At 65.5% G+C, this 21,826-nt stretch carries 19 protein-coding genes; 2 read left to right on the top strand and 17 right to left on the bottom strand.

The window, feature by feature from the left end; genetic code table 11:
* Positions 1-225 precede the first annotated feature (225 nt).
* Positions 226-1,017: a FadR/GntR family transcriptional regulator gene (locus MKW15_RS04205; RefSeq protein WP_240856307.1), complete on the bottom strand. Its 792-nt coding sequence runs from the start codon at positions 1,015-1,017 to the stop codon at positions 226-228.
* 28 nt (positions 1,018-1,045) lie between these two features.
* Positions 1,046-1,561 carry a GNAT family N-acetyltransferase gene (locus tag MKW15_RS04200; RefSeq protein WP_240856306.1) on the bottom strand — a complete coding sequence of 172 codons (516 nt, stop codon included), beginning with the start codon at positions 1,559-1,561 and terminating at the stop codon, positions 1,046-1,048.
* Positions 1,562-1,649: 88 nt separating this feature from the next.
* On the opposite strand from MKW15_RS04200, the gene MKW15_RS04195 reads away from it, so the two are divergent.
* Both MKW15_RS04195 and MKW15_RS04190 read left to right on the top strand, forming a co-directional pair.
* A complete protein-coding gene (locus MKW15_RS04195; protein ID WP_240856305.1) occupies positions 1,650-2,438 on the top strand; it encodes a cyclase family protein in 789 nt (262 codons plus the stop codon).
* Positions 2,435-4,090: a thiamine pyrophosphate-binding protein gene (locus MKW15_RS04190; protein ID WP_240856304.1), complete on the top strand. Its 1,656-nt coding sequence runs from the start codon at positions 2,435-2,437 to the stop codon at positions 4,088-4,090. Before MKW15_RS04195 ends, MKW15_RS04190 begins: the two co-directional genes overlap by 4 nt.
* Before the next feature lie 14 nt (positions 4,091-4,104).
* Here the strand turns inward: MKW15_RS04190 and MKW15_RS04185 are convergent, their stop codons facing one another.
* The 15 genes from MKW15_RS04185 to MKW15_RS04115 form a co-directional block, all read right to left on the bottom strand.
* Positions 4,105-4,611, bottom strand: coding sequence for a lipoprotein LpqH (locus MKW15_RS04185; protein ID WP_240856303.1), 507 nt, complete (start codon positions 4,609-4,611; stop codon positions 4,105-4,107).
* 152 nt (positions 4,612-4,763) lie between these two features.
* Positions 4,764-5,714, bottom strand: a complete 951-nt coding sequence (locus MKW15_RS04180; protein WP_240856302.1) for an esterase/lipase family protein — start codon at positions 5,712-5,714, stop codon at positions 4,764-4,766.
* An 8-nt stretch (positions 5,715-5,722) separates the two neighbouring features.
* A complete protein-coding gene (nuoN, locus tag MKW15_RS04175) occupies positions 5,723-7,453 on the bottom strand; it encodes an NADH-quinone oxidoreductase subunit NuoN (protein ID WP_240856301.1) in 1,731 nt (576 codons plus the stop codon).
* Positions 7,450-9,060 (bottom strand): NADH-quinone oxidoreductase subunit M, encoded by a 1,611-nt coding sequence (locus tag MKW15_RS04170; protein ID WP_240856300.1) that lies wholly within the window; start codon positions 9,058-9,060, stop codon positions 7,450-7,452. The genes nuoN and MKW15_RS04170 overlap by 4 nt, the downstream gene beginning before the upstream one ends.
* On the bottom strand, positions 9,057-10,970 hold the full coding sequence (gene nuoL / locus MKW15_RS04165) for an NADH-quinone oxidoreductase subunit L (protein WP_240856299.1): 1,914 nt from the start codon (positions 10,968-10,970) through the stop codon (positions 9,057-9,059). The genes MKW15_RS04170 and nuoL overlap by 4 nt, the downstream gene beginning before the upstream one ends.
* Before the next feature lie 9 nt (positions 10,971-10,979).
* Entirely contained in the window at positions 10,980-11,279 is a 300-nt protein-coding gene (gene nuoK / locus MKW15_RS04160) for an NADH-quinone oxidoreductase subunit NuoK (protein ID WP_240856298.1), read from the bottom strand.
* Positions 11,276-12,049 (bottom strand): NADH-quinone oxidoreductase subunit J, encoded by a 774-nt coding sequence (locus MKW15_RS04155; RefSeq protein WP_240856297.1) that lies wholly within the window; start codon positions 12,047-12,049, stop codon positions 11,276-11,278. The genes nuoK and MKW15_RS04155 overlap by 4 nt, the downstream gene beginning before the upstream one ends.
* Entirely contained in the window at positions 12,046-12,585 is a 540-nt protein-coding gene (nuoI, locus tag MKW15_RS04150) for an NADH-quinone oxidoreductase subunit NuoI (RefSeq protein WP_240856296.1), read from the bottom strand. The genes MKW15_RS04155 and nuoI overlap by 4 nt, the downstream gene beginning before the upstream one ends.
* A complete protein-coding gene (nuoH, locus tag MKW15_RS04145) occupies positions 12,578-13,876 on the bottom strand; it encodes an NADH-quinone oxidoreductase subunit NuoH (protein ID WP_240856295.1) in 1,299 nt (432 codons plus the stop codon). Before nuoH ends, nuoI begins: the two co-directional genes overlap by 8 nt.
* A complete protein-coding gene (locus tag MKW15_RS04140; RefSeq protein WP_240856294.1) occupies positions 13,873-16,296 on the bottom strand; it encodes an NADH-quinone oxidoreductase subunit G in 2,424 nt (807 codons plus the stop codon). Before MKW15_RS04140 ends, nuoH begins: the two co-directional genes overlap by 4 nt.
* 265 nt (positions 16,297-16,561) lie before the next feature.
* Positions 16,562-18,775, bottom strand: coding sequence for an NADH-quinone oxidoreductase subunit NuoF (gene nuoF, locus MKW15_RS04135; RefSeq protein WP_240856293.1), 2,214 nt, complete (start codon positions 18,773-18,775; stop codon positions 16,562-16,564).
* Positions 18,772-20,115 carry an NADH dehydrogenase (quinone) subunit D gene (nuoD, locus tag MKW15_RS04130; protein WP_240856292.1) on the bottom strand — a complete coding sequence of 448 codons (1,344 nt, stop codon included), beginning with the start codon at positions 20,113-20,115 and terminating at the stop codon, positions 18,772-18,774. Before nuoD ends, nuoF begins: the two co-directional genes overlap by 4 nt.
* Complete coding sequence (locus MKW15_RS04125; protein ID WP_240856291.1) at positions 20,115-20,789, bottom strand: NADH-quinone oxidoreductase subunit C; 675 nt, start codon at positions 20,787-20,789, stop codon at positions 20,115-20,117. The genes nuoD and MKW15_RS04125 overlap by 1 nt, the downstream gene beginning before the upstream one ends.
* The gene (locus MKW15_RS04120) at positions 20,786-21,340 is read right to left on the bottom strand and encodes a NuoB/complex I 20 kDa subunit family protein (protein ID WP_240856290.1); all 555 of its coding nucleotides are present in this window, start codon (positions 21,338-21,340) and stop codon (positions 20,786-20,788) included. The genes MKW15_RS04125 and MKW15_RS04120 overlap by 4 nt, the downstream gene beginning before the upstream one ends.
* Positions 21,341-21,380: 40 nt before the next feature.
* The gene (locus MKW15_RS04115; RefSeq protein WP_240856289.1) at positions 21,381-21,788 is read right to left on the bottom strand and encodes an NADH-quinone oxidoreductase subunit A; all 408 of its coding nucleotides are present in this window, start codon (positions 21,786-21,788) and stop codon (positions 21,381-21,383) included.
* Between the last annotated feature and the right edge of the window lie 38 nt (positions 21,789-21,826).

Genomic DNA, 21,826 nt, shown 5'->3' with positions numbered 1-21,826 from the left:
GGTCACCCTCGAACTCCCATACCACACCCACACCCACCCACATCCATGACAGAAGAGCCCAACTTTCTAGGGGACGACTATGAAACCCACGGAAGAAGTTCGTCCCCTAGTTTTTCTGCGGGCCGGGCGCGATGCGATTTACCCAGCTCAGCGGGATTGGTTACCAACTCTTCGGTTCAGCGGTAGGTTCCTCCAGGTCTGCTGGGCTCCACCTGACCTGTCGATTCAGGTGGAGCTGTCCGCCCGGAGGATCATCGTCGGATCGGTGCGACGGAGAGCGTCGACCGCGGCGTCGGCATCACCGGCGCCCAGGGCATCGACGAGGGACTCGACCACATCGGCAAGGCCGCCAAGGAAGACCGGCACCTGGTTGTCGGCGGCGTCGAGATGGGCGCGCAGATGCGAGGTGCCGACGTCCATGATGCTGAGGTAGAGGCTGTTGAGAAGCTGACTGCTGCCGATTCCGGCGAAGTACTCGTGCACGTGCCACGCCGCCCACACGAATCCGGAGAGGTCGTTCTCCGCGCGCGTGCGACGCAAGTCATCGACTCGCGCGCGCAGTTCGCGAAGATCTCGATCATCAATGGCCGCAAGCACTTCCGCCACCAAGAGGGGAGCCAGCGCGTCCCGGATCTGGATCGACTCGCCAAGTGCCGACCCATCCGCCGGGGCTGCGCGGAACCAGCCGTTCATCCGTGACAGGGGTGATGGGTTGGCGGCAAAGATCCCGCCGCCCGGACCTGGGCGCGAGGTGATGACGCCGCGCTCCTGCGCCAACTTGATCGCCTCGTTCACCGTGCCGACCGAGACGCCGCATACCTGCCGGATCTCGTCCTTGCTGCCGATTCGTTCGCCGGCGGGAGCTCCGGCGGCCAGGCGCGCTATCTGGTTGGCTGCGTACTCGGCACGAGACAAGCCGATCGACACCGTGCCGGGCAGGCTGATCGGGCGCCGCCACAGGTCCGGCGTGTAGGCCGGGATGTCGGGCGGAACTTGATCTGGGGCGTCGGTGGACACGAACCGATGGTAGCCGAATCAATCATGATCATTGAGGTGCAGGGGCCTCGCGATCGTCGAGCGTGAGCTGCAGAAACGCGAGGTCGAGCCACCGTCCGAACTTGGCACCGACCTGCTCGAGCACACCCACATTCACGAATCCGAGCCGTTCGTGTAGGTGGATCGATCCCGTATTGCTCGCATCGATCCCGGCGATCATCACGTGCTTACCGAGCGCACGCGCACGCTCGATCAGCTCGACCATCAACGTCTTGCCGATTCCGCGGCCGCGCTGATCGGACTGCACATAAACCGAGTGTTCGACGGTGTGCCGATAGCCGTCGAACGGGCGATAGTCGCCGAACGTGGCGTAGCCGAGCACCTCGTCGCCGTCGACCGCCACGATCACCGGGTAACCCGCTTGACGACGATCGGCGAGCCACTTCCGGCGATTGTCGACGTCGACGAGTCGCTCGTTCCAGATCGCCGTGGTGTTCTCGACGGCGTCGTTGTAGATCGCGGTGATCGTCTCGAGATCGGGCTCGGTCGCATCGCGGATGTCCATGCGAGATCTCCTGTCCAGAGGTGGCGATCAGAACGTAACAGGCATGATGAGTTGGAGCCCAACATCGACGTGTGAGCGGAGACCGATCGTGACCAGCCCCGACATCGCCGGATTCGTCGACGCGATCACCAGCCGAACATTGCGCGTCGTCGACCTCACCACACCCCTGAGCGCCTCGACACCGGCGTTGCGACTGCCACCACCGTTCGCCAACCTCATCGACTTCAGTCTGGAAGAGGTCAGTGCCTACAACGAGCCGGGACCCTTCTGGCGGCACAACAACATTCACACCGGCGAACACATCGGGACCCACCTCGACGCACCCGTGCACTGGATCACCGGCCGCGACGGTGACGATGTCTCGCAGATCCCGGTCCAGCGACTCATCGGGAGCGCCGCGGTCCTCGACCTCACGGCTCAGGTCGACGACAACCCGGACTATCTGCTCACCATCGCCGACGTGCAGACGTGGGAGAACGAGCACCGCCCGCTCGGCGCCGGCGACTGGCTCCTGCTGCGCACCGGATGGGAGTCCAAGGGGCACTCCCAGGAAGCTTTCCTCAACGCCGACGAGACCGGATCGCACACGCCCGGCGTCGACGCAGAATGCGCCAAATGGCTTGCTGCCGAGCGTGATATCACCGGCATCGGCGTGGAGACCGTCGGCGTCGACGCCGGGCTGGCAGGCGGATTCGATCCCGCTTTCCCGGTGCATCACCACTTCCTCGGCCACGACAAGTACGGCATCACATCGCTCCGCAATCTGAATGAACTTCCGACCACGGGTGCGATGCTGATCGTCACGCCGTTGCCCATCGTCGGCGGAACGGGCAGCCCGTCTCGAGTGCTGGCGGTTGTCGACGGCACACCCGAATGACGGCCGCCGACATGACCGTCGGCGACGTGGTGGGCGAGGTCCTCGCCGATCTCGGCGTCGGCCACGCCTTCGGTGTGGTGGGCAGCGGCAACTTCGTCATGACCAACGCCCTACGACGCGGCGGTGTCCCGTTCACCGCCGCCCGGCACGAGGGTGGTGCCGCGATGATGGCCGACGGTTTCTCGCGCATGTCGGGACGGGTCGGACTGCTGTCTGTGCATCAGGGTTGCGGGCTGACCAACGCGATGACCGGCATCGCCGAGGCGGCCAAGAGTCGCACGCCGATGATCGTGCTCACCGCGGACAGCCCGGCGGCCGCGCTGCGGTCGAACTTCCGGGTCGACCAGGACGCGATGGTGCGCGCGGTCGGCGCGATCAGCGACCGGGTCTACTCGGCCTCGACGGTGGTGGCCGACGTCACGCGCGCGTACCGCACGGCGGTCACTCAACGACGCACAGTCGTCCTCAATGTGGCCATTGACGTGGCAGCAGGTCCGGCGACGCATTCCGGCCCCGTGAGTGCCGACACCACGTCCAGTGCGGTTCGGCCCGACCCGGAGTTGCTCGCGAAACTTGTTGCCGCACTGAACAAAGCCCAGCGTCCGGTGTTCGTGGCCGGACGCGGTGGCCGTGGTGCCGGACGCGAGATCGCCCGGCTGGCAGCAACATCTGGCGCGCTCCTCGCGACATCGGCGGTCGCGAACGGCCTGTTTGAGGGTGAAGAGTTCTCGCTGGGTATTTCGGGCGGATTCGCCTCGCCGACCTCTGCGGACCTCATAGCGGGCGCCGACCTCATCGTCGGATGGGGGTGCGCGTTGAACATGTGGACGATGCGCCACGGTCGTCTGATCGGTCCCGACACCATCGTCGTACAGATCGATGACGACGTCGACGCGCTCGGTGCTCACCGGCCGATACACCTCGGAGTCCTCGGCGACTGTGCCGCGACAGCTCGCGACGCGCTCGCCGGACTGGCCGAAACGAGGCAGGGCTACCGCACTTCCGAGGTGGCCGCCCGGATTGCGGAAAACTCACGCTGGCAGGATGTTCCGGTCGACGACTCCTCCACCGCCGACCGGATCGATCCGCGCGCACTGTCCATCGCACTCGACGAAATGCTGCCGGCCGAGCGTGTGGTGTCTATCGATTCGGGCAACTTCATGGGTTATCCCGCAACGCATTTGGCGGTGCCCGACGAGAACGGATTCTGCTTCACCCAGGCCTTTCAGTCCATCGGGCTCGGACTCGGCACCGCGATCGGCGCAGGTCTCGCGCAACCGGGCAGACTGCCGGTCCTCGGTACCGGCGATGGCGGCTTCCTGATGGCCATCGCCGATCTCGACACCGCGGTTCGCATCGGTCTCCCGCTCGTCGTGATCGTCTACAACGACTCTGCCTATGGTGCGGAGGTGCATCACTTCGAAGGTGCCGACATGGCGACGGTGACCTTCCCGGATACCGACATCGCCGCCATTGCACGGGGTTTCGGCGCCACCGGAGTGACGGTGCGAACTGCCGACGACCTCGACAAGGTCCGTGATGCCCTCGGCGAGATCATCTCGTCCGGGGCGCCGCGGCCGCTGGTGATCGATGCGAAGATCACCAGCGACGGCGGCTCCTGGTGGCTGGCGGAAGCATTTGCCGGGCACTGAGCGCGTCGTGCGTATTACTCCTGATAACAGCTGAACTCGGCCTGGTAGGCCTTGCTGGTCGTCCTCGTTTCGGCGTCCACGGCCACCCCGGTGACGGTGATCTTGTCACCGTTGATCTCCACCTCGGCGCTGCCGCGGCTTCGGGTGGGATCCGTGACGTAGCGAACGCCGTCGATCTCGAAGACGGTCTTGACCAACCGCGGATGCTGGGTGTTGGTCAGATCAGCGGAGAAGACGGTCTCGCCATCGGAGGTCGCGGTGCCCGTCAATGCGAACGTCGACGAACGGCTACTGCGCGTACACCACAGGTTCGTCTCGTCGAGGCCCGGAATCGGCTGTCCCTCAACCCACACTTGAGCGAACTCGGGCATGTCGATGGCAACCGGAGTGGAGTCGGTACTGGCTGTGCCGACCGTCGCCGCCGACGAACACCCTGTGATCAGTGTGGCCGCCGCAACGAGCGTCACGACGACGCTGACGCCATGCCACAACCGCAAACCCTGGATCCCCGACCTACCCACGCCGCATATGGTAGGTCACACTGGCGGCGATGTCCGAATGGGCGCCACCACACTTCGCCATGGTGAACTGGTTCCGCGACCGTCGCGAATTATCTTGCCGTGCAGCGCTGTTTGCTGGTCAGTTGACTCAGTTGACTCAGTTGCCGATCGCGTCAGCGGCCGGGGCTCATGCCGGTGAACGGAAGCACCACTTCGCAGGGGACCCGCTGTCGATGGGCCGGATCAAGGGCGTTCATGACGATGATCGTCGTTCTTCGCGAACCGGCGATGGCCATGTGATCGGAGTAGTCGCGCGAACACGAATCCTGCACGACGATGTTCGTCACCCGCTGTCCAGGACGAGGCGGCGGGATACCGCTGGTGTACGGCGTGGCCATCTCGTCGTAGCGGGTCACGATGTTGGTGTAGGTCACCGGGCGCGTGTAGGGCGAACCGCCGGCATTGATGCGTTGCACGACCGCCGAATCGGCGTACACCTCGTAGCACATCCCGCAGTTCTGGCGGGTGATCAGCGGATTGAGGTAGACGAGGTTGCTCGGCCAGTTGACCCCTTGCAGGATGGCGGCGATGTTGACGACCTTGTCCACGTGCGCAGCGCCGCCGATGACCTTGACGTAATAAGCGGTTACCAGGCCGCCGAGGGAATGAGTGACGATGTCGACGGTCGGCGACCCGGTGGTGCGGCGGACTCGATCGACGAACCGGGAGACAGCCGCCGCCCCGGCGGGCACCGACGACATCCCGGCAATCGCGTTGAACGGCTTCGGGAATGCCGGATTGGCTCCCCATGTGAAGGTGAAGACGCAGTAGCCGGCTGCCCTCAGCGCCGGCCCGTAGACGGCCCAGTCGGTTTGCTGGCTCGCGAATCCTCCGTGCACCAGCACGACCGGGTGTGGATGGCGCGCACTGGGTTTGCACGACCAATCATTGGTGCCCGGTGGTGAGCCGTCGGGGTCGGCGAGATGGTTGAGCGACCCCTGAAGGAAGTTGTAGACCACCGGTGGCGGTGGGCCCTGAGGGCCGGCACCTGGTGCCGCAGACGCAAGTGCGGCGGGGATCGACAGCCCGAGAACCACGGCAAGGATGGTGATGAGCTTTCGCATGGCAGACCTCAATGAAGGAAGGTTGCGGCGGACTCGGTGAGGTCGAGCAACGGCTGGGGAAAGACCCCGAGCGCGATCGTCACGACGGTACAAACCGCGATGCCGGACGTGGTGAAAATACTCGGCTTGACGACGTGGGGTGCGTCGACGGGGACGTCGCGGAAGAACATCGCCACGATGATCCGCACGTAGAAGTAGGCGGCGATGGCACTGCTGATCACGCCGATCACCACCAGCACTCCACCCCCGCTGCCGGCTGCCGCGGCGAACACGTCGAACTTCGCGATGAACCCGCTCGTCAGCGGTATGCCGGCAAATGCGAGCAGGAACATCGAGAACATCGCGCCGACAAGCGGATAGCGTCGGCCGAGGCCTGCCCACTGCGACAGGTCGGTCGCTTCGCGACCCGAGAGGTGCGGGCTACGTGACGGTTTCGTGCGGCCGGCGGTGGTTGCCTGGCCGACAGCCGCGCGCAGGGATGTGGGGTTGTCGGCGGCGGTGGTGTCGGGCTCCCGGACCACCGCGACGGTGGCGAATGCACCCAGGGTCGAGAAGCCGTAGGCGGCAAGGTAGAACATCGTCGCCGCGAGACCCGCGTCGTCGAACGCGATCACGCCGAGCAAGATGAATCCGGCGTGGGTGATCGACGAATACGCGAGCATACGTTTCACGTCGGTCTGCGTCACCGCCATCACCGCGCCGACGAGCATCGTCGCGATTGCGACCGCCCACATCGCCGGTTCCCATTGCTCGTGCAGTTCACCGAAGGCGACGTAGAACACCCGCAGCAACGCCCCGAATGCGGCGATCTTGGTGGCCGCGGCCATGAATGCCGTCACCGGCGTCGGCGCGCCCTGGTAGACGTCGGGTATCCACGCGTGGAACGGCACCGCACCGACCTTGAACAGCAGTCCGACCGCCAGCATGCCGAGGCCGATCAGCGCGAAGGTGGTGTCGCCGTCGGAAGCGCTGGTGGCGGTGAGGGATTCACCGATGACCGACAGGTTCAGCGATCCGGTGGCCCCGTAGGCGAAGGCGGCCCCGAACAGGAAGAAGGCCGACGAGAAGGCGCCCAGCAGAAAGTATTTGAGTGATGCCTCCTGCGAGATCAGTCGTCGCCGACGCGCCAGACCGCACATCAGGTACAGGGGAAGCGAGAACACCTCGAGGGCGATGAACATCGTGAGCAGGTCACCGCACGCGGGGAACAGCATCATGCCGCCGACAGCGAGCATCGCCAGCGGAAAGACCTCGGTGGTCACCGCGCCCGCGCGGGTGGCCTCGAACTCGGCATCGGTGTTGGGCACCGAGGCGCCGGAAGGCGTGAACATGTCGGCGTCGGTGCCCGAGCCGCCGCTCACCGCAACCATGGCGGCAGGCGCGACGACGCGCTCGAGTCTGCGTTCGGCCATGAACGCGATCCCGAAGAAGGCAACGAGCAGCAGCAACCCCTGGAGGTAGATGGCCGGTCGGTCGATCACGACCGCGCCGGACACCGCGAATTCGCCGTTGCCCGCGCCGATTTTCGTCACCGAGACCGTGATCACGGCGACAAGAGCGGCAACCAGACCGCCGAGTGACAGACCCACCTGCACCGGGTAGCGGAGGCGCCGCGATGCGAAGGCCTCGACCAGCACTCCCACCACGGCGACCCCGAAAACGATGAGCATCGGTGAGAGGGAAGCGTATTGGACGTCCGGAGGAGTGATCGCCGCCAGCGGTGAAGCCGGTGTGGTCATCGTGGTCCTCCCTGGTCTGCCGAGTCGGCCACGGCCGGCGCCGGGTCGTGCACGCCGACGGTGGTCAGGGTGTGGCCGACCGCAGGGTCGACGATGTCGAGCAGCGGTTTGGGATACACCCCGAGCGCGATGAGCAGAGCGATCAGCGGAACCACCACGGCCAGTTCACGTCCCACGAGATCGCGCATCGACGACGCGCGAACATCGGAGAGTTTCGGCGGGCCACCCATCATCCGCTGATAGGTCCAGAGGATGTAGATGGCCGAGAGTACCAGTGCGGCGCAAGCGAAGATCGCCGCGACCGGGTATCGCGTGAACGTGCCGATCAGCACCAGGAATTCGCTGATGAACGGTGCGAGCCCGGGTAGGGACAGAGTCGCGAGACCGGCGACGAGGAACGTGCCGGCGAGGACAGGAGCGACCTTTTGGACGCCACCGTAATCGGCGATGAGACGGCTGCCGCGACGAGACACCAAGAAGCCCGCGATCAGGAACAGCGCCGCCGTCGAGAGACCGTGGTTGACCATGTAGAGCGTCGAACCGGTCTGTCCCTGACTGGTCATCGCGAAGATGCCCAGGATGATGAAACCGAAATGGGAAATCGACGTGTACGCGATCAATCGCATCACATCGGTCTGTCCGATGGCCAGCACAGCACCGTAGATGATGCCGATGACCGCCAGCACACAGATAAACGGCGCGAAATACTGTGCGGCGTCCGGGAACAACTGGAGGCAGTAGCGGAGCATCGCGAAGGTGCCGACCTTGTCCACGACCGCCATCATCAGCACGGCACTCGCGGGTGTGGCGGCGACGGCGGCGTCGGGCAACCATGAATGGAAGGGCCACAGAGGTGCTTTGACGGCGAACGCGAACATGAACCCGAGGAACAGCAGCTTCGCCAGACCGGTGTCACCGTCGATGGTTCCCGACGACACCGCATCGGCGATGGTGCGCAACGAGAAGGTGCCGGCACCGTCGGCGCCCACGTCGTTCTGTACGGTCACAACGTAGAGTCCGATGACCGCAGCCAGCATGATCAGGCCACCGAACAGGTTGTACAGCAAGAACTTCACTGCTGCCGCAGATCTGCGCGGACCGTTGCCGAAGCCGCCGATGAGGAAGTACATCGGGATCAGCATCGCCTCGAAGAAGATGTAGAAGAGCAGGATGTCGAGGGCGACAAAGCTCATCAGCACCATCGCCTCCACCGCGAGGGTGAGAGCGAAGTAGGTGTGCGGCCCCTTCTGCGGTCGTCCGCCGGCGTCGTCGAGCGAGCCGGAATCGTCGGCGTCGCGCCACCCCGCGAGGACCAGCAACGGCAGCAGCGCCGCGGTGAGCAGGACCAGGGCAAGTCCGATCCCATCGAGACCGAGCGCGTACCGGGTGCCGAAAGCCGGTATCCAGCTGTGGTCTTCGACGAACTGGTACCGCGTGCCGTTCGGGTCGAAGCCGACGGCGAGCCCGACGGCGAGCACCAGCACCCCGACGGTGACACCGAGGGCGATGCCCTTGGCGACCTGCGGTTGGCGATTCGGCACGGCGAGCACGATGACCGCACCGATCGCCGGCGCGAGCCACAGGATGGTCAACCACGGTGTGTTCACAGCACATTCACCACCATCACCAGCGCCGTGATCACCGCGGCACCGGCGAACATCGACAACGCGTAGGAGCGCACGTACCCGCTCTGCCAGCCACGTATTCGCACGGACAGCCCGGAGATCGTGGCGCCGATACCTGTGGTGGCCCCGTCGATCCCCTCGTCCTCGAGTTGTACCAATCCGGCGGTGACGCGCTGCCCGGGCCGCATCAGCAGGGCCTCGTTGGCGGCATCACCATAGAGGTCGCGGCGGGCCGCGACGGTGAGCGCCGAGACGTCGTCGGGTGCGACCTCCAGCACCGGACGAGTGGCGTACTGGCGCCACGCAATTGCGACGCCGATCGCGACCACCACCAGGATGATGGCTGTCATCGCCCACACCGGGATCGCGAGCTCGTCGTGATGCTCGCCCACTACTGGCTCAAGCCACGTCTGCAGCGCCCCACCGAAAGCGAGGAAGAAGCCCGACGCCACCGAACCGATCGCGATGAGGATCATCGGGGCGGTCATCACCGACGGCGACTCGTGCGGGTGCGGCGCCGGCGCGTCGGTTCCGTCGTGCCAACGCTTCTCGCCGAAGAAGGTCAGGATCATCACTCGGGTCATGTAGAAGGCGGTGATGCCCGCTCCGAGCAGTGCGGCCCCACCGAGCAGCAACCCCTTGGTGCCGCCCGCGCCGAACGCCACCTCGATGATGTGGTCCTTGGAGTAGAACCCGGCGAACGGCGGTACGCCGATGATGGCCAGGTAGCCGATGCCGAAGGTGACGAACGTGATCGGCATGAGAGTGCGCAGAGCGCCGTACCGTCGCATGTCGGTCTCGTCGTTCATGCCGTGCATCACCGATCCGGCGCCGAGAAACAGTCCGGCCTTGAAGAATCCGTGGGTCAACAGATGCATGATGGCGAAGGCGTAGCCAGCCGGACCCAGGCCGGCGGCGAGAACCATGTAGCCGATCTGACTCATCGTCGACGCGGCGAGGGCCTTCTTGATGTCGTCCTTGGCGCAACCGATGATCGCACCGAACAGCAGCGTGACCGCTCCGACGACAACCACACCGACCTGCGCGTGCGGTGCGAGATCGAAGATGGGGCCGGACCGGACGATGAGGTAGACGCCCGCGGTGACCATGGTCGCGGCGTGGATCAACGCCGACACCGGAGTCGGGCCCTCCATGGCGTCACCCAGCCAGGACTGCAGCGGCACCTGCGCAGACTTACCGCAGGCGGCCAGCAGGAGCATGAATCCCAATGCGGTGAGCGTCGATTCGCCGGCCTGACCCGCACCGTCGAACACGGCGGTGAACGACACCGCGCCGAAGGTCGCGAACATGATCATCAGGCCGATGGCCAGCCCGATGTCGCCGACGCGGTTGACCACGAACGCCTTCTTGGCTGCGGTCGCCGCCGACGGCTTGTACTGCCAGAACCCGATCAGCAGATACGACGCCAGACCCACACCCTCCCAGCCGAGATAGAGGCCGAGGTAGTTGTCGGCCAGCACGAGGACGAGCATCGCGGCGAGAAACAGGTTGAGGTAGGCGAAGAATCGGCGTCGGTCGGGGTCGTCGTGCATGTAGCCGATCGAATACACGTGGATCAGTGAACCGACGCCGGTGATCAGGAGTACGAAGCACATCGACAGCTGGTCGAGCTGAAAACCGAAGTCCACGTTGAGCTCCCCGACGGGGACCCACGTGAACAGCGTCTCGGTGACTGCACGCTCGTCGGCCGACCGCGACACCATCCCGACGAACATGACCAGGCCGAGCACAAACGACGCGACGGCGAGCGCCGTGGCGAGGAGGTGACCCCAGCGGTCCGACGCCCGGCCCGAGATCAGGAGCACGACGGCACCGACCAACGGCAAACCGGGAAGCAACCAGAGCAGGGACGCCGTCTGATCGATGGTCACCGAGCCTCCTTAGCGCTTCAGCAGATCTGCGTCGTCGACCGAGGCCGATCGTCGTGCCCGGAAGATGGTCATGATGATCGCGAGTCCGACAACGACTTCGGCCGCGGCCACCACCATCGTGAAGAACGCGATCACCTGACCGTCATACGATCCGTGCATACGCGCGAACGTCACGAAAGAGAGATTCGCCGCGTTGAGCATCAGCTCGACGCACATGAAGACGACGATCGCGTTGCGCCGTAACAACACTCCCGCAGCACCGATGGTGAACAGCAGCGCCGAGAGGTAGAGGTAGTTCTCCGGATTCACTCGCGCACCTCGCTCTCGCGCTGTACGAGCGTGGCATTGACCGACAGCGCCGACGGTGAGCCGTCGGGCAGGCGGGCCGGGGTGTCGACGGCGTTGTGTCGCGCGTAGACGCCGGGACTCGGGAGCGGAGTGAGGTCGACGCCGGCCCGGAAACGGGCCTTGGAGATCTCGCGCTGGCTCATCTTGGGACCGAACCGTTCACGATGGGCGAGCACCATCGCCCCGAGCGTGGCCGTGATGAGCAGCGCGCCGGTCAGTTCGAAGGCCCAGAGGTATTGCACGAAGATCAGTTCCGCGATGGCTTCGACGTTACCGTCACTTGCGGTGCTCGACCCGCCGGGTGCCGGGGCACCGGCGAACGCGGCGACGCTCGCGGTGCCGATGCCGGCGATGAGGAGGATTCCGAAGCCGAGTCCGATGATCGCCGCTGCAACCCGTTGTCCCCGAAGGGTTTCGGTGAGTGAGTCCGACGAGTCGACGCCGATCAGCATGAGCACGAACAAGAAGAGCATCATCACCGCGCCGGTGTAGACCACCACCTGCACCACACCGAGGAACAGCGCGCCCTGCGCGACATAGAAGATGGCGAGGATGATCATGGTGGTCGCGAGGAAGATGGCGGAGTATACGGCCTTGGTGGCGAACACCACACCGAGCGCGCCGAGCACCGCCACCGCGCCGAGGATCCAGAACTGCACCGCTTCGCCCGTCGACGTGCGGGTGAGCTCGGCCGCGAGCAGTGTTGGCCCGGTGCTGATCTCGGTGGTCATGTCGAGGTCTCCCGAGGCTTCACCTGACGGTCGGGGGTGACCTCGCCGCGGTAATAGTTCTCTTCGGTCGAGCCGGGTGCCATGTCGTGTGGCGGTGCCTGTGCGTCGGGTGGCATGGGTGCCAGCAACCGGTCCTTCTCGTAGATGAGGTCGGCCCGGTTGTCGTCGGCGAGTTCGTAGTCGTTGGTCATGGTCAGCGCCCGGGTGGGGCAGGCCTCGATGCACAGTCCGCACCCGATGCAGCGCAGGTAGTTGATCTGGTAAACGCGGCCGTATCGTTCACCGGGGGAGTAGCGCTCGTCCTCGGTGTTGTCGGCGCCCTCGACGTAGATGGCGTCGGCCGGGCACGCCCACGCGCAGAGCTCGCAGCCGATGCACTTCTCGAGACCGTCGGGATGCCGGTTGAGTTGGTGGCGACCGTGATAGCGGGGTGCGGTCGGTGTCTTCTCCTCGGGATACTGCTCGGTGATCGTCGGGGTGAACATACCGCCGAGGGTCACCCCCATTCCGCTGACCGGCTTGAGGAAATCAGGCATCGGTCTTCTCCTTGCTGCGTTGTGGCGGTGAGATCTTCGGCCCATCGATCCGTTGGCTGGGGAGTGGGGGCACCGGGAATCCGCCGGCCATGGCGTCGAACGGCTTGCCCGGCTGCTCGACGTCGTCGGGTTCCTCGGGCAGACGCATGGACCGCCAGATGGCGTAGCCGATCAGTGCGGTGACGACGATGCCTGCGCCCGCGGAGATGAGTGCGCGCGTGAGATCGTCGCTGCCTTCGGTGGCGGCGCGGATGAGCGCGACCACCATCACCCAGGTCAGCGAGATCGGGATGAGCACCTTCCAGCCGAGGTTCATGAACTGGTCGTACCGCAGGCGGGGGAGGCTGGTGCGCAGCCAGATGAATACGAACATGAACACCCATACCTTGGCGGTGAACCACAGGATCGGCCACCAGCCGGAATTGGCCCAGTCGAAGACGCTCAGCGGCCACGGTGCCTGCCACCCGCCGAGGAACATGGTGGTGGCCAGGGCCGACACGGTCACCATGTTGATGTACTCGGCGAGCATGAACATGGCGAACTTGAGTGACGAGTACTCGGTGTGGAAGCCGCCGACGAGTTCACCCTCGGCCTCGGGCAGATCGAATGGCGCGCGGTTGGTTTCGCCGACCATCGAGATCGCGTAGATCACGAACGACGGCAGCAACAGCAGCACGTACCAGTGATCCTGTTGGGCGGCCACGATGCCCGAGGTCGACATCGTGCTGGCGTCGAGGAAGACCGCGGCAAACGTGAGGCCCATCGCGATCTCGTAGGAGATCACCTGGGCGGTGGAGCGCAGCCCGCCCAGCAGCGGATACGTGGAGCCCGACGACCAGCCCGCCAGCACGATGCCATAGACGCCGATGGACGTCACGGCCAGCACGTAGAGGACACCGACCGGTAAGTCGGTGAGCTGCAACGGAGTCTGATGCCCGAACACCGACACCATGGGGCCGAACGGGATCACCGCGAACGCCATCACCGCGGGAACAACTGCGATGATGGGGGCCAGCAGATAGATGATCTTGTCCACTCCGCTGGGGATGATGCCTTCCTTGAGCGCGAGTTTCACGCCGTCGGCGAGGCTCTGCAGCAGACCGCGCGGGCCGACGCGGTTGGGGCCGATCCGAGACTGCATGCGCGCCATGATCTTGCGTTCGAGAAGGATGGCCACCAGCGGGTTGGCCACCAGGAAGCCGAATACCGCCACCGCCTTGATGACGATCAGCCACCACGGATCGTGGCCGAAGTCGGCAAGCGTGGGGAAGTCGGCCGCCTGCGGTGTCATGATCCGCTCCCTGTGTCGGGGGCCAGGGCCACCAGATCACCCGACTGGGCGCGCAGGCTCGAATATACCTGCGATCCAGGTGAGTTCGTCGGGAGCCAGACGACGCGGTCGGGCATGTCGGTGATCTCGGCGGGCAGCACCACCGCCCCGTCGACGGTGCTGACCCGGAGCAGCGCGCCGGCGGTGACCCCCGCTTCGGCGGCCGTGGTTTGCGACAGTCGGGCGACGGGCGTGCGCGCGGTGCCGGCCAGATGCGGCTCGCCGTCCTGCAGACGTCCTTGGTCGAGAAGCTGGTGCCAGGTTGCCAAGACTGCTTGACCCGCAAGGGGCGTTCGGGGCGACGGACTTTCGACGGTGTCGGGAGTCGGGGCATCCGTGGTAGGGCGAGTGCCCGACCACACTCCTATGCGACCGAGGTCGAGATGAATTGTGTCGGTTGTGTCACAACGGATGTCGACGCCGAGCCGTCGGCCGAGCGCGTCGAGCACCCGATGGTCGGCAAGACGTCCGGAATCGAGGAGGGCAGCGGTGAATCCGCGTGGTCGGCCTTCCCAATCGACGAACGTGCCGGATTTCTCGGCGACCGTCGCCACCGGAAACACCACGTCTGCGTGGCGGGTGACCGAACTGGGCCGCTGCTCGAGGCTGATGACGAACGGCGACGCGGCGAGCGCGGCCTCGGCATCGGCCGGATCGGGCAGGTCGCCCAGATCGACGCCGCCGACAAGGAGCGAAAGCCCGTGATACTGAGCGGCCTCCAGCATTCCTGCGGTATCTCGACCCGAATGGGATGGCAGGTCGCGCACACTCCACGCGCGGCTCATCTCGGCGCGCGCGTCGGCGTCGGTGACCGGTCGTCCGCCGGGTAAGAGGCCGGGCAGGGCGCCCACCTCGATCGAGCCGCGTTCCCCCGCGCGTCGGGGTATCCACGCGAGCGAAGCTCCCGTCGTCCGTGCGAGCTCCCGGGCGGCGGTCAGGGCCCCGGGGGATGAGGCCAGGCGTTCGCCGACGAGGATCACCGATCCTGGCTGCGACAGCGCGTCGGCGACGGCCTGCGTTGTCAAGTTCTCTGCCTCGGCGCCGGGAACGGTGCGCAGGATTTGTCCGTCGAGCTTGCGCAGGCCGCGAGTTGCATAGGGGGCCAACGAGTAGACGCGCTGGCCGATCTCCCGCACCGCTCGCCGCAGGCGGAGGAAGACGATCGGCGACTCCTCTTCCGGTTCGAACGCCACCAACAGCACGGCAGGTGCTGCCGAGAGGTCGTCGTAGGTGACGTCCATCCCGTGACCTGCGACGGTGGCGGAGATGAATGCCGCCTCCTCGGCGCTGTGCGGCCGGGCCCGCAGGTCGATGTCGTTGGTACCGAGCACAGTTCGGGCGAATCGGGAGTAGGAGTATGCATCTTCGACGGTGAGCCGTCCGCCGGTGAGTACACCCATGCCGCGCGAGGCGTCGCGGATTCCCTGCGCCGCAACGCCGAGTGCCTGTGCCCAGGACACCTCGCGCAACTCACCGTCGCGGTGCCGGATCATCGGGGCGGTGAGTCGTTCGCCGGCGGTCGCGTAGGTGAACGCCCAGCGGCCCTTGTCGCAGTTCCATTCGGAGTTCACGTCCGGGTCATCGCCGGCGAGGCGGCGCAACACTTTTCCGCGACGATGATCGGTGCGCTGTGCGCATCCACTCGCGCAGTGCTCGCACACGCTCGGCGTGGAGACCAGGTCGAAGGGACGCGCGCGGAAGCGGTAGGCGGCCCCGGTCAGTGCGCCGACGGGGCAGATCTGCACGGTGTTGCCGGAGAAGTAGGAGTCGAACGGTTCGTCGGCGTAGATGCTGACCTGTTGCAGCGCACCGCGATCGGCCAACTCGATGAGCGGATCACCGGCCACCTGAGTGGAAAACCGCGTGCACCGGGCGCACAGCACGCACCGTTCGCGGTCGAGCAGCACCTCCGACGACAGTGGCACCGGCTTGGTGAAAGTTCGCTTGACCCCGTCGAATCGCGATTCGGCGCGGCCGGCCGACATGGCCTGGTTTTGGAGCGGGCACTCCCCGCCCTTGTCGCACACCGGGCAGTCGAGAGGATGGTTGATGAGCAGGAGTTCCATCACGCCGCGCTGGGCGTCGGCCGCGACCTCGGAACTGCGCTGGGTGTGGATGATCATGCCGTCGGCGACGGTCGACGTGCACGATGCCAGCGGCTTGCGCTGTCCCTCGACCTCCACCAGGCACTGTCGGCAGGCGCCGACTGGGTCCAGTAGCGGGTGGTCGCAGAACCGGGGGATCGTGATACCGATCTGCTCGGCCGCACGAATGATCAACGTGCCCTTCGGTACTCGCAGCTCTTGACCGTCGATGGTGATGCCGACGAGGTTGTCGGCCTCGGCCTGCGTCGCGGGATCGTTGTCGTGGGTCAGGGTCATCGGTGCCCTCCGTTCGCGGAGCCGCCGAAATCTGTACGTGGCAGCCCAGCCAAGCGCATAGTGCAGTTCGTCGAGCTGGGAGGTACAGCTTTCCGCGCAAGGCGCGGTCCCCGCTCGCCCACAAAAAGTAGGGGAAGAAACTCTTCCCCGGGGTTTGGTGTCTTCCCCGCAAGATTTCGCGGGGAAGACACCAAGAGTAGGGGAGGAGTTTCTTCCCCTACTTTTTGTGCGACGGTGAGCCGCCACGGCGTGAGGTCGACGGCAATCACGACGCACCCCCGAACACGGTGGACTGTGAATGGTCAAAGGGACAACCGTGGTCGAGGTGGGCGATGTACTCGTCGCGGAAGTACTTGAGAGAGGAGACGATCGGGCTCCCCGCGCCGTCGCCGAGCGCGCAGAATGACTTGCCGACGATGCTGTTGGTGACATCGGACAGGGTGTCGAGGTCGGTTGCGGTGCCGCCTTCGGTCTCGAGCCGCTTGAGAAGCTGCACCAGCCAGTACGTGCCCTCGCGGCAGGGTGTGCATTTGCCGCAGGACTCGTGTGCGTAGAACTGCGTCCACCGCAGCACTGCCCCGACCACGCAGGTGGTCTCGTCGAAGATCTGTAATGCCTTGGTGCCCAGCATCGATCCGGCGGCACCGACTCCCTCGTAGTCGAGCGGGACGTCGAGATGCTCGGGCGTCAGTAGTGGGGTCGACGACCCGCCGGGCGTCCAGAACTTGAGTTGATGGCCCTCCCGCACGCCGCCGGCCCGATCGAGCAACTCCCGCAACGTGATCCCGAGAGCTGCCTCGTACTGGCCGGGCCGAGTCACATGCCCGGACAGCGAATACAGCGTGAAGCCGGGGGACTTCTCGGTGCCCATGGTGCGGAACCATTCGACGCCGTTGCGGATGATCGGCGGCACACTGGCGATGGACTCGACGTTGTTCACCACCGTCGGGCTGGCGTAGAGCCCGGCGACGGCGGGAAACGGCGGGCGCAGACGCGGCTGCCCACGCCGTCCCTCCAGCGAATCGAGGAGTGCGGTCTCCTCGCCGCAGATGTAGGCGCCCGCGCCCGCATGCACGACGAGCTCGAGATCGAACCCGGAGCCGAGGATGCCGGAGCCCAGATAGCCTGCGGCATACGCCTCGTCGACGGCGGTGCGCAGACGCCGGATCACCGAGGTGACCTCGCCGCGCACGTAGATGAAAGCATGATGCGCGCGGATCGCGTAGGCGGCGATGATCACACCCTCGACGAGGGCATGGGGCGTCGCCAGCATCAGTGGCATGTCCTTGCACGTGCCCGGCTCGGATTCGTCGGCGTTGACGACCAGATAGTGCGGAGGGGCGTCCGCATCGTCTGACTCGGTTGAATCCTTTTGGGGAATGAACGACCACTTCATCCCCACCGGGAACCCGGCCCCGCCGCGGCCGCGCAATCCGGAGGACTTGATGGTCTCGATGATGTCGTCGGGCGGTGTCGCCAGGGCGGTGCGCAGGGCGTCATAACCGTTGTGGCGCTGATAGTTCTCGAGAGTCCACGACCGCGGCTCGGACCAGTGGCGGCTCAGGACCGACACCTCGCCCGCGCTCACCTCGACGCTCTCCCCACCGCTTGCTTCCTGCCCGCTCTCCCCATCGCTCCCCCCTCCGCTCCCTGAGGTGCGAGCCTGCGAGCCTCGAAGGGCTGGCGACGACACCTCACCAGGCCCTTCGAGGCTCGTCGCTGGCGCTCCTCGCACCTCAGGGAGCGGTGGGGGGCTTTGTGGCTCGGGGAGCGGTGGGGGGAGCGGTTGGGAACTCGGCGCTTCCGATGCTGGGGAATCGAGTCCCGCCAGGATACGCGCCGTCGTGCGGAAGGAGCACAGAGTGCCGGTTCCGCGGCTGGGTTCGAGTTCGACGCCTGCGCGGAGATCCTCGACGAGTTCGACTGCGGAATCCGGGGTTTGGTTGTCGAAGAACTCCCAGTTCACCATCACCACGGGGGCGAAGTCGCAGGCCGCGTTGCACTCGACATGTTCGATCGTGATCCGACCGTCGGCACTGGTGTCGCCGGGTTCGATACCGAGGTGATCGCAGATCGTGTCGAGGATCTCGTCCCCGCCGAGCGTCGCACACAGGGTGTTGGTGCAGACGCCGACCAGGTATTCACCGGTCGGGTTTCGGCGGTACATCGAGTAGAAGGTGGCTACCGAAGCAACTTGTGCGGCAGTGAGTTCGAGTTGATCTGCGCAGAAGCGGATACCGGCGCGGGTGATGAATCCGTCTTCGGATTGCACGAGGTGCAGCAGGGGTAGCAGGGCAGAGCGGGCCTTCGGATACCGCGCGATGATCGGCGCGGCATCGGCGGCGAGTCGTCGTACGACGTCCGGCGGGTACTCGATCGGCCCGTCGAAGGTGATCGTCGGCGCGGGGGCGACGGGGGTGGGTCCGGGACCTTCCACGGGCGGATCCACACTCAGTTCGACGAATACGGGCTCACTCATCGATCCACCCCTCCCATCACCGGGTCGATACTGGCGACCGCTGTGATGACGTCAGCCACCATGCCGCCCTCGCACATCGCCGCCACCGCTTGAAGATTCGTGAACGACGGATCGCGATAGTGCACCCGGTAGGGTCGTGTGCCGCCGTCGGAGACCATGTGCACTCCCAGTTCACCGCGGGGTGACTCGACCGCCACATAGCACTGGCCGGCAGGTACCCGCATACCCTCGGTGACGAGTTTGAAGTGATGGATCAGCGCCTCCATCGAGGTGCCCATGATCCTGGCGATGTGCTCGGGTGAGTTCCCGAGCCCATCGGGTCCGAGAGCCAGGTCGGCGGGCCACGCGATCTTTCGGTCGGCGACCATGACGGGGCCCGGCTGCAGCCGTTCCAGGCACTGCTCGACGATCTTGATCGATTCGCGCATCTCCCGCACCCGAATCAGGTAGCGGCCGTACGAGTCGCAGGTGTCCTCGGTGATGACGTCGAACTCGTAGTTCTCATAGCCGCAGTACGGCTGCGACTTCCGCAGGTCGTGGGGCAGTCCGGTCGAGCGCAGGACCGGGCCGGTGATGCCGAGTGCCATGCATCCGGTGAGGTCGAGGTAGCCGACCCCCTGGGTACGGGCCTTCCAGATGTAGTTGTCGTTCAACAGGTCACCGAGTTCGTCGAGCCGACCGGGCAGCAGCCCGATCACCTCGGTGACCTTCTCGACGGCATTCGACGGCAGGTCCTGGGCAACCCCGCCGGGCCGGATGTACGCATGGTTCATGCGCAGCCCGGTGATGAGTTCGAAGAGGTCGAGGATCATCTCGCGTTCCCGGAAACCGAGGAACATTGCGGTCACCGCACCGAGTTCCATGCCACCGGTTGCCAGCGCAACCAGGTGCGACGTGATCCGGTTGAGTTCCATCAGCATCACCCGAATCACGGTGGCGCGTTCGGGGATGTCGTCGGTGATGCCCAGGAGTCGTTCGACGCCGAGGCAGTAGGCGGTCTCGTTGAAGAACGGCGAGAGATAATCCATGCGGGTCACGAAGGTGACGCCCTGCGTCCAGTTACGGAACTCGAGGTTCTTCTCGATTCCGGTGTGCAGGTAGCCGATTCCGCATCGAGCCTCGGTGACGGTCTCGCCCTCGATCTCGAGGATGAGACGCAGCACGCCGTGGGTGGACGGATGCTGCGGCCCCATGTTCACGACGATGCGCTCGTCGCCGGGTTGCTGCTCGGCCCGGTGCGCGACGTCGGACACGATGGCATCCCAGTCCTGGCCGGTGACGGTGTACGTACGGGTTGCCGTGGGCCCGGCGCCCGATTCGGTTGTGTCGGTGTCGGTCATCAGTTGTAGGCCCTCCGTCGGTCCGGCGGGGCCACGCGGATCCCCTTGTATTCCACCGGAACTCCGCCGAGCGGATAGTCCTTGCGTTGTGGGTGCCCTTGCCAGTCGTCGGGCATCTGGATTCGGGTGAGCGCCCGGTGTCCGTCGAAGACGATGCCGAAGAAGTCGTAGGTCTCGCGTTCGTGCCAGTCGTTGGTGGGGTAGATGTCGCAGATGCTCGGGATGTGCGGATCCGCTGCGGGTGCAGCGACTTCCAGTCGGAGCCGCCGATTGTGGGTGATCGACGCCAACGGATAGACGGCGTGCAGTTCACGTCCCGCGTCGTCGGGATAGTGCACGCCGTTGACGCCCAGGCACAGCTCGAACCGCAGATCGGCATGGTTGCGCAGGGTCAGTGCGACCTCCCGGAGGTGGTCCCGAACGACGTACATCGTCATCTCGTCGCGGAAGATCACGACCTTCTCGACAGCTTCGTCGTAGCCCCCGCCCAGTTCGGCCGCCAGGGTGTCGGCGATGTCGTCGAAGTAGTCGCCGTAGGGCCGAGAAGTGTTGGCCGGAAGTGTGATCGGGCTGACCAGGCCACCGTAGCCGGACGTGTCGCCGCTGCCCAACGCACCGAACAGCCCGTGTCGGACGCCGATGACCTCGGGGTTCTCGTCTCGATCGGGGCTCATCGCAGCAACCCCTTCATCTCGATCGTCGGGGTGGCCTGCAGGGCGGCGCGCTCGGCCGCCCAGATGGCCTCCTCACGATTGACGCCGAGGGGCATCTCCTGAATCTTCTCGTGCAGCTTGAGGATCGCGTTGAGCAGCATCTCCGGCCGCGGCGGGCAGCCGGGCAGATAGATGTCGACGGGGACCACGTGATCGACGCCCTGCACGATCGCATAGTTGTTGAACATGCCACCCGACGATGCGCAAACCCCCATGGCGAGAACCCATTTGGGCTCGACCATCTGGTCGTAGATCTGCCTCAGCACCGGCGCCATCTTCTGGCTGACGCGGCCGGCGACGATCATCAGGTCGGCCTGCCGGGGCGATGCACGGAATGCCTCCATGCCAAAGCGTGCGAGGTCGTAACGGCCGGACGTCGTGGCCATCATCTCGATGGCACAGCAGGCGAGACCGAACGTCGCCGGCCACAGCGACCCCTTCCGCATGAAACCGGCGAGATCTTCCACGGTGCTCAGCAGAAAGCCGCTCGGGAGTCGTTCCTCCAGGCCCATCGCAAACCTCCTCTGCGTGATCGTTCTCGGCGTTGTGCCCCTAGTCCCAGCTCAGTCCCCCGCGTCGCCACTCGTAGGCGTAGGCGACGGAGACATTGACGATGAACAGCGTCATGGCCAGGAACCCGAACCAGCCCAACGCGTCGAACGCGACCGCCCACGGGTAGAGGAAGACGATCTCGATGTCGAAGATGATGAACAACATCGCGGTCAGGTAGTACTTGACCGGCACCCGATGTACCGGCCCGACCACTACGGCTCCCGCGTTGCGTCGCCGCGCGTCGCCGGAGACGAGACTCTGCTCCACCGGTTCGATACCGCATTCGTACGGTTCGAGTTTGGCGCGGTTGTACCGCTTTGGGCCGATCGCCACCGCGATGAACACCGAGAACACCGCGAAGGCCGCACCGATCGCCCCGAGCACCATGATCGGGACGTAAGCGTTCATAGGGTGGAGCCTCCCCGTAGCCAAGGCTGATGTGAGCT

The sequence above is a fragment of the Gordonia gummivorans genome (assembly GCF_022513585.1).
Taxonomy (GTDB): domain Bacteria; phylum Actinomycetota; class Actinomycetes; order Mycobacteriales; family Mycobacteriaceae; genus Gordonia.
This window is presented reverse-complemented; position numbering and strand designations above follow the sequence as displayed.

Bases quoted from the DNA above. Each gene is read 5' to 3' on its own strand.
- MKW15_RS04180 (WP_240856302.1), bottom strand. From the start codon at position 5,714: ATGCGAAAGCTCATCACCATCCTTGCCGTGGTTCTCGGGCTGTCGATC.
- nuoN (WP_240856301.1), bottom strand. From the start codon at position 7,453: ATGACCACACCGGCTTCACCGCTGGCGGCGATCACTCCTCCGGACGTC.
- nuoD (WP_240856292.1), bottom strand. From the start codon at position 20,115: ATGACCGACACCGACACAACCGAATCGGGCGCCGGGCCCACGGCAACC.
- MKW15_RS04125 (WP_240856291.1), bottom strand. From the start codon at position 20,789: ATGAGCCCCGATCGAGACGAGAACCCCGAGGTCATCGGCGTCCGACAC.
- MKW15_RS04155 (WP_240856297.1), bottom strand. From the start codon at position 12,049: ATGACCACCGAGATCAGCACCGGGCCAACACTGCTCGCGGCCGAGCTC.
- MKW15_RS04140 (WP_240856294.1), bottom strand. From the start codon at position 16,296: ATGACCCTGACCCACGACAACGATCCCGCGACGCAGGCCGAGGCCGAC.
- MKW15_RS04200 (WP_240856306.1), bottom strand. From the start codon at position 1,561: ATGGACATCCGCGATGCGACCGAGCCCGATCTCGAGACGATCACCGCG.
- MKW15_RS04115 (WP_240856289.1), bottom strand. From the start codon at position 21,788: ATGAACGCTTACGTCCCGATCATGGTGCTCGGGGCGATCGGTGCGGCC.
- nuoH (WP_240856295.1), bottom strand. From the start codon at position 13,876: ATGACACCGCAGGCGGCCGACTTCCCCACGCTTGCCGACTTCGGCCAC.
- nuoI (WP_240856296.1), bottom strand. From the start codon at position 12,585: ATGCCTGATTTCCTCAAGCCGGTCAGCGGAATGGGGGTGACCCTCGGC.
- MKW15_RS04190 (WP_240856304.1), top strand. From the start codon at position 2,435: ATGACGGCCGCCGACATGACCGTCGGCGACGTGGTGGGCGAGGTCCTC.
- MKW15_RS04120 (WP_240856290.1), bottom strand. From the start codon at position 21,340: ATGGGCCTGGAGGAACGACTCCCGAGCGGCTTTCTGCTGAGCACCGTG.
- nuoF (WP_240856293.1), bottom strand. From the start codon at position 18,775: ATGAGTGAGCCCGTATTCGTCGAACTGAGTGTGGATCCGCCCGTGGAA.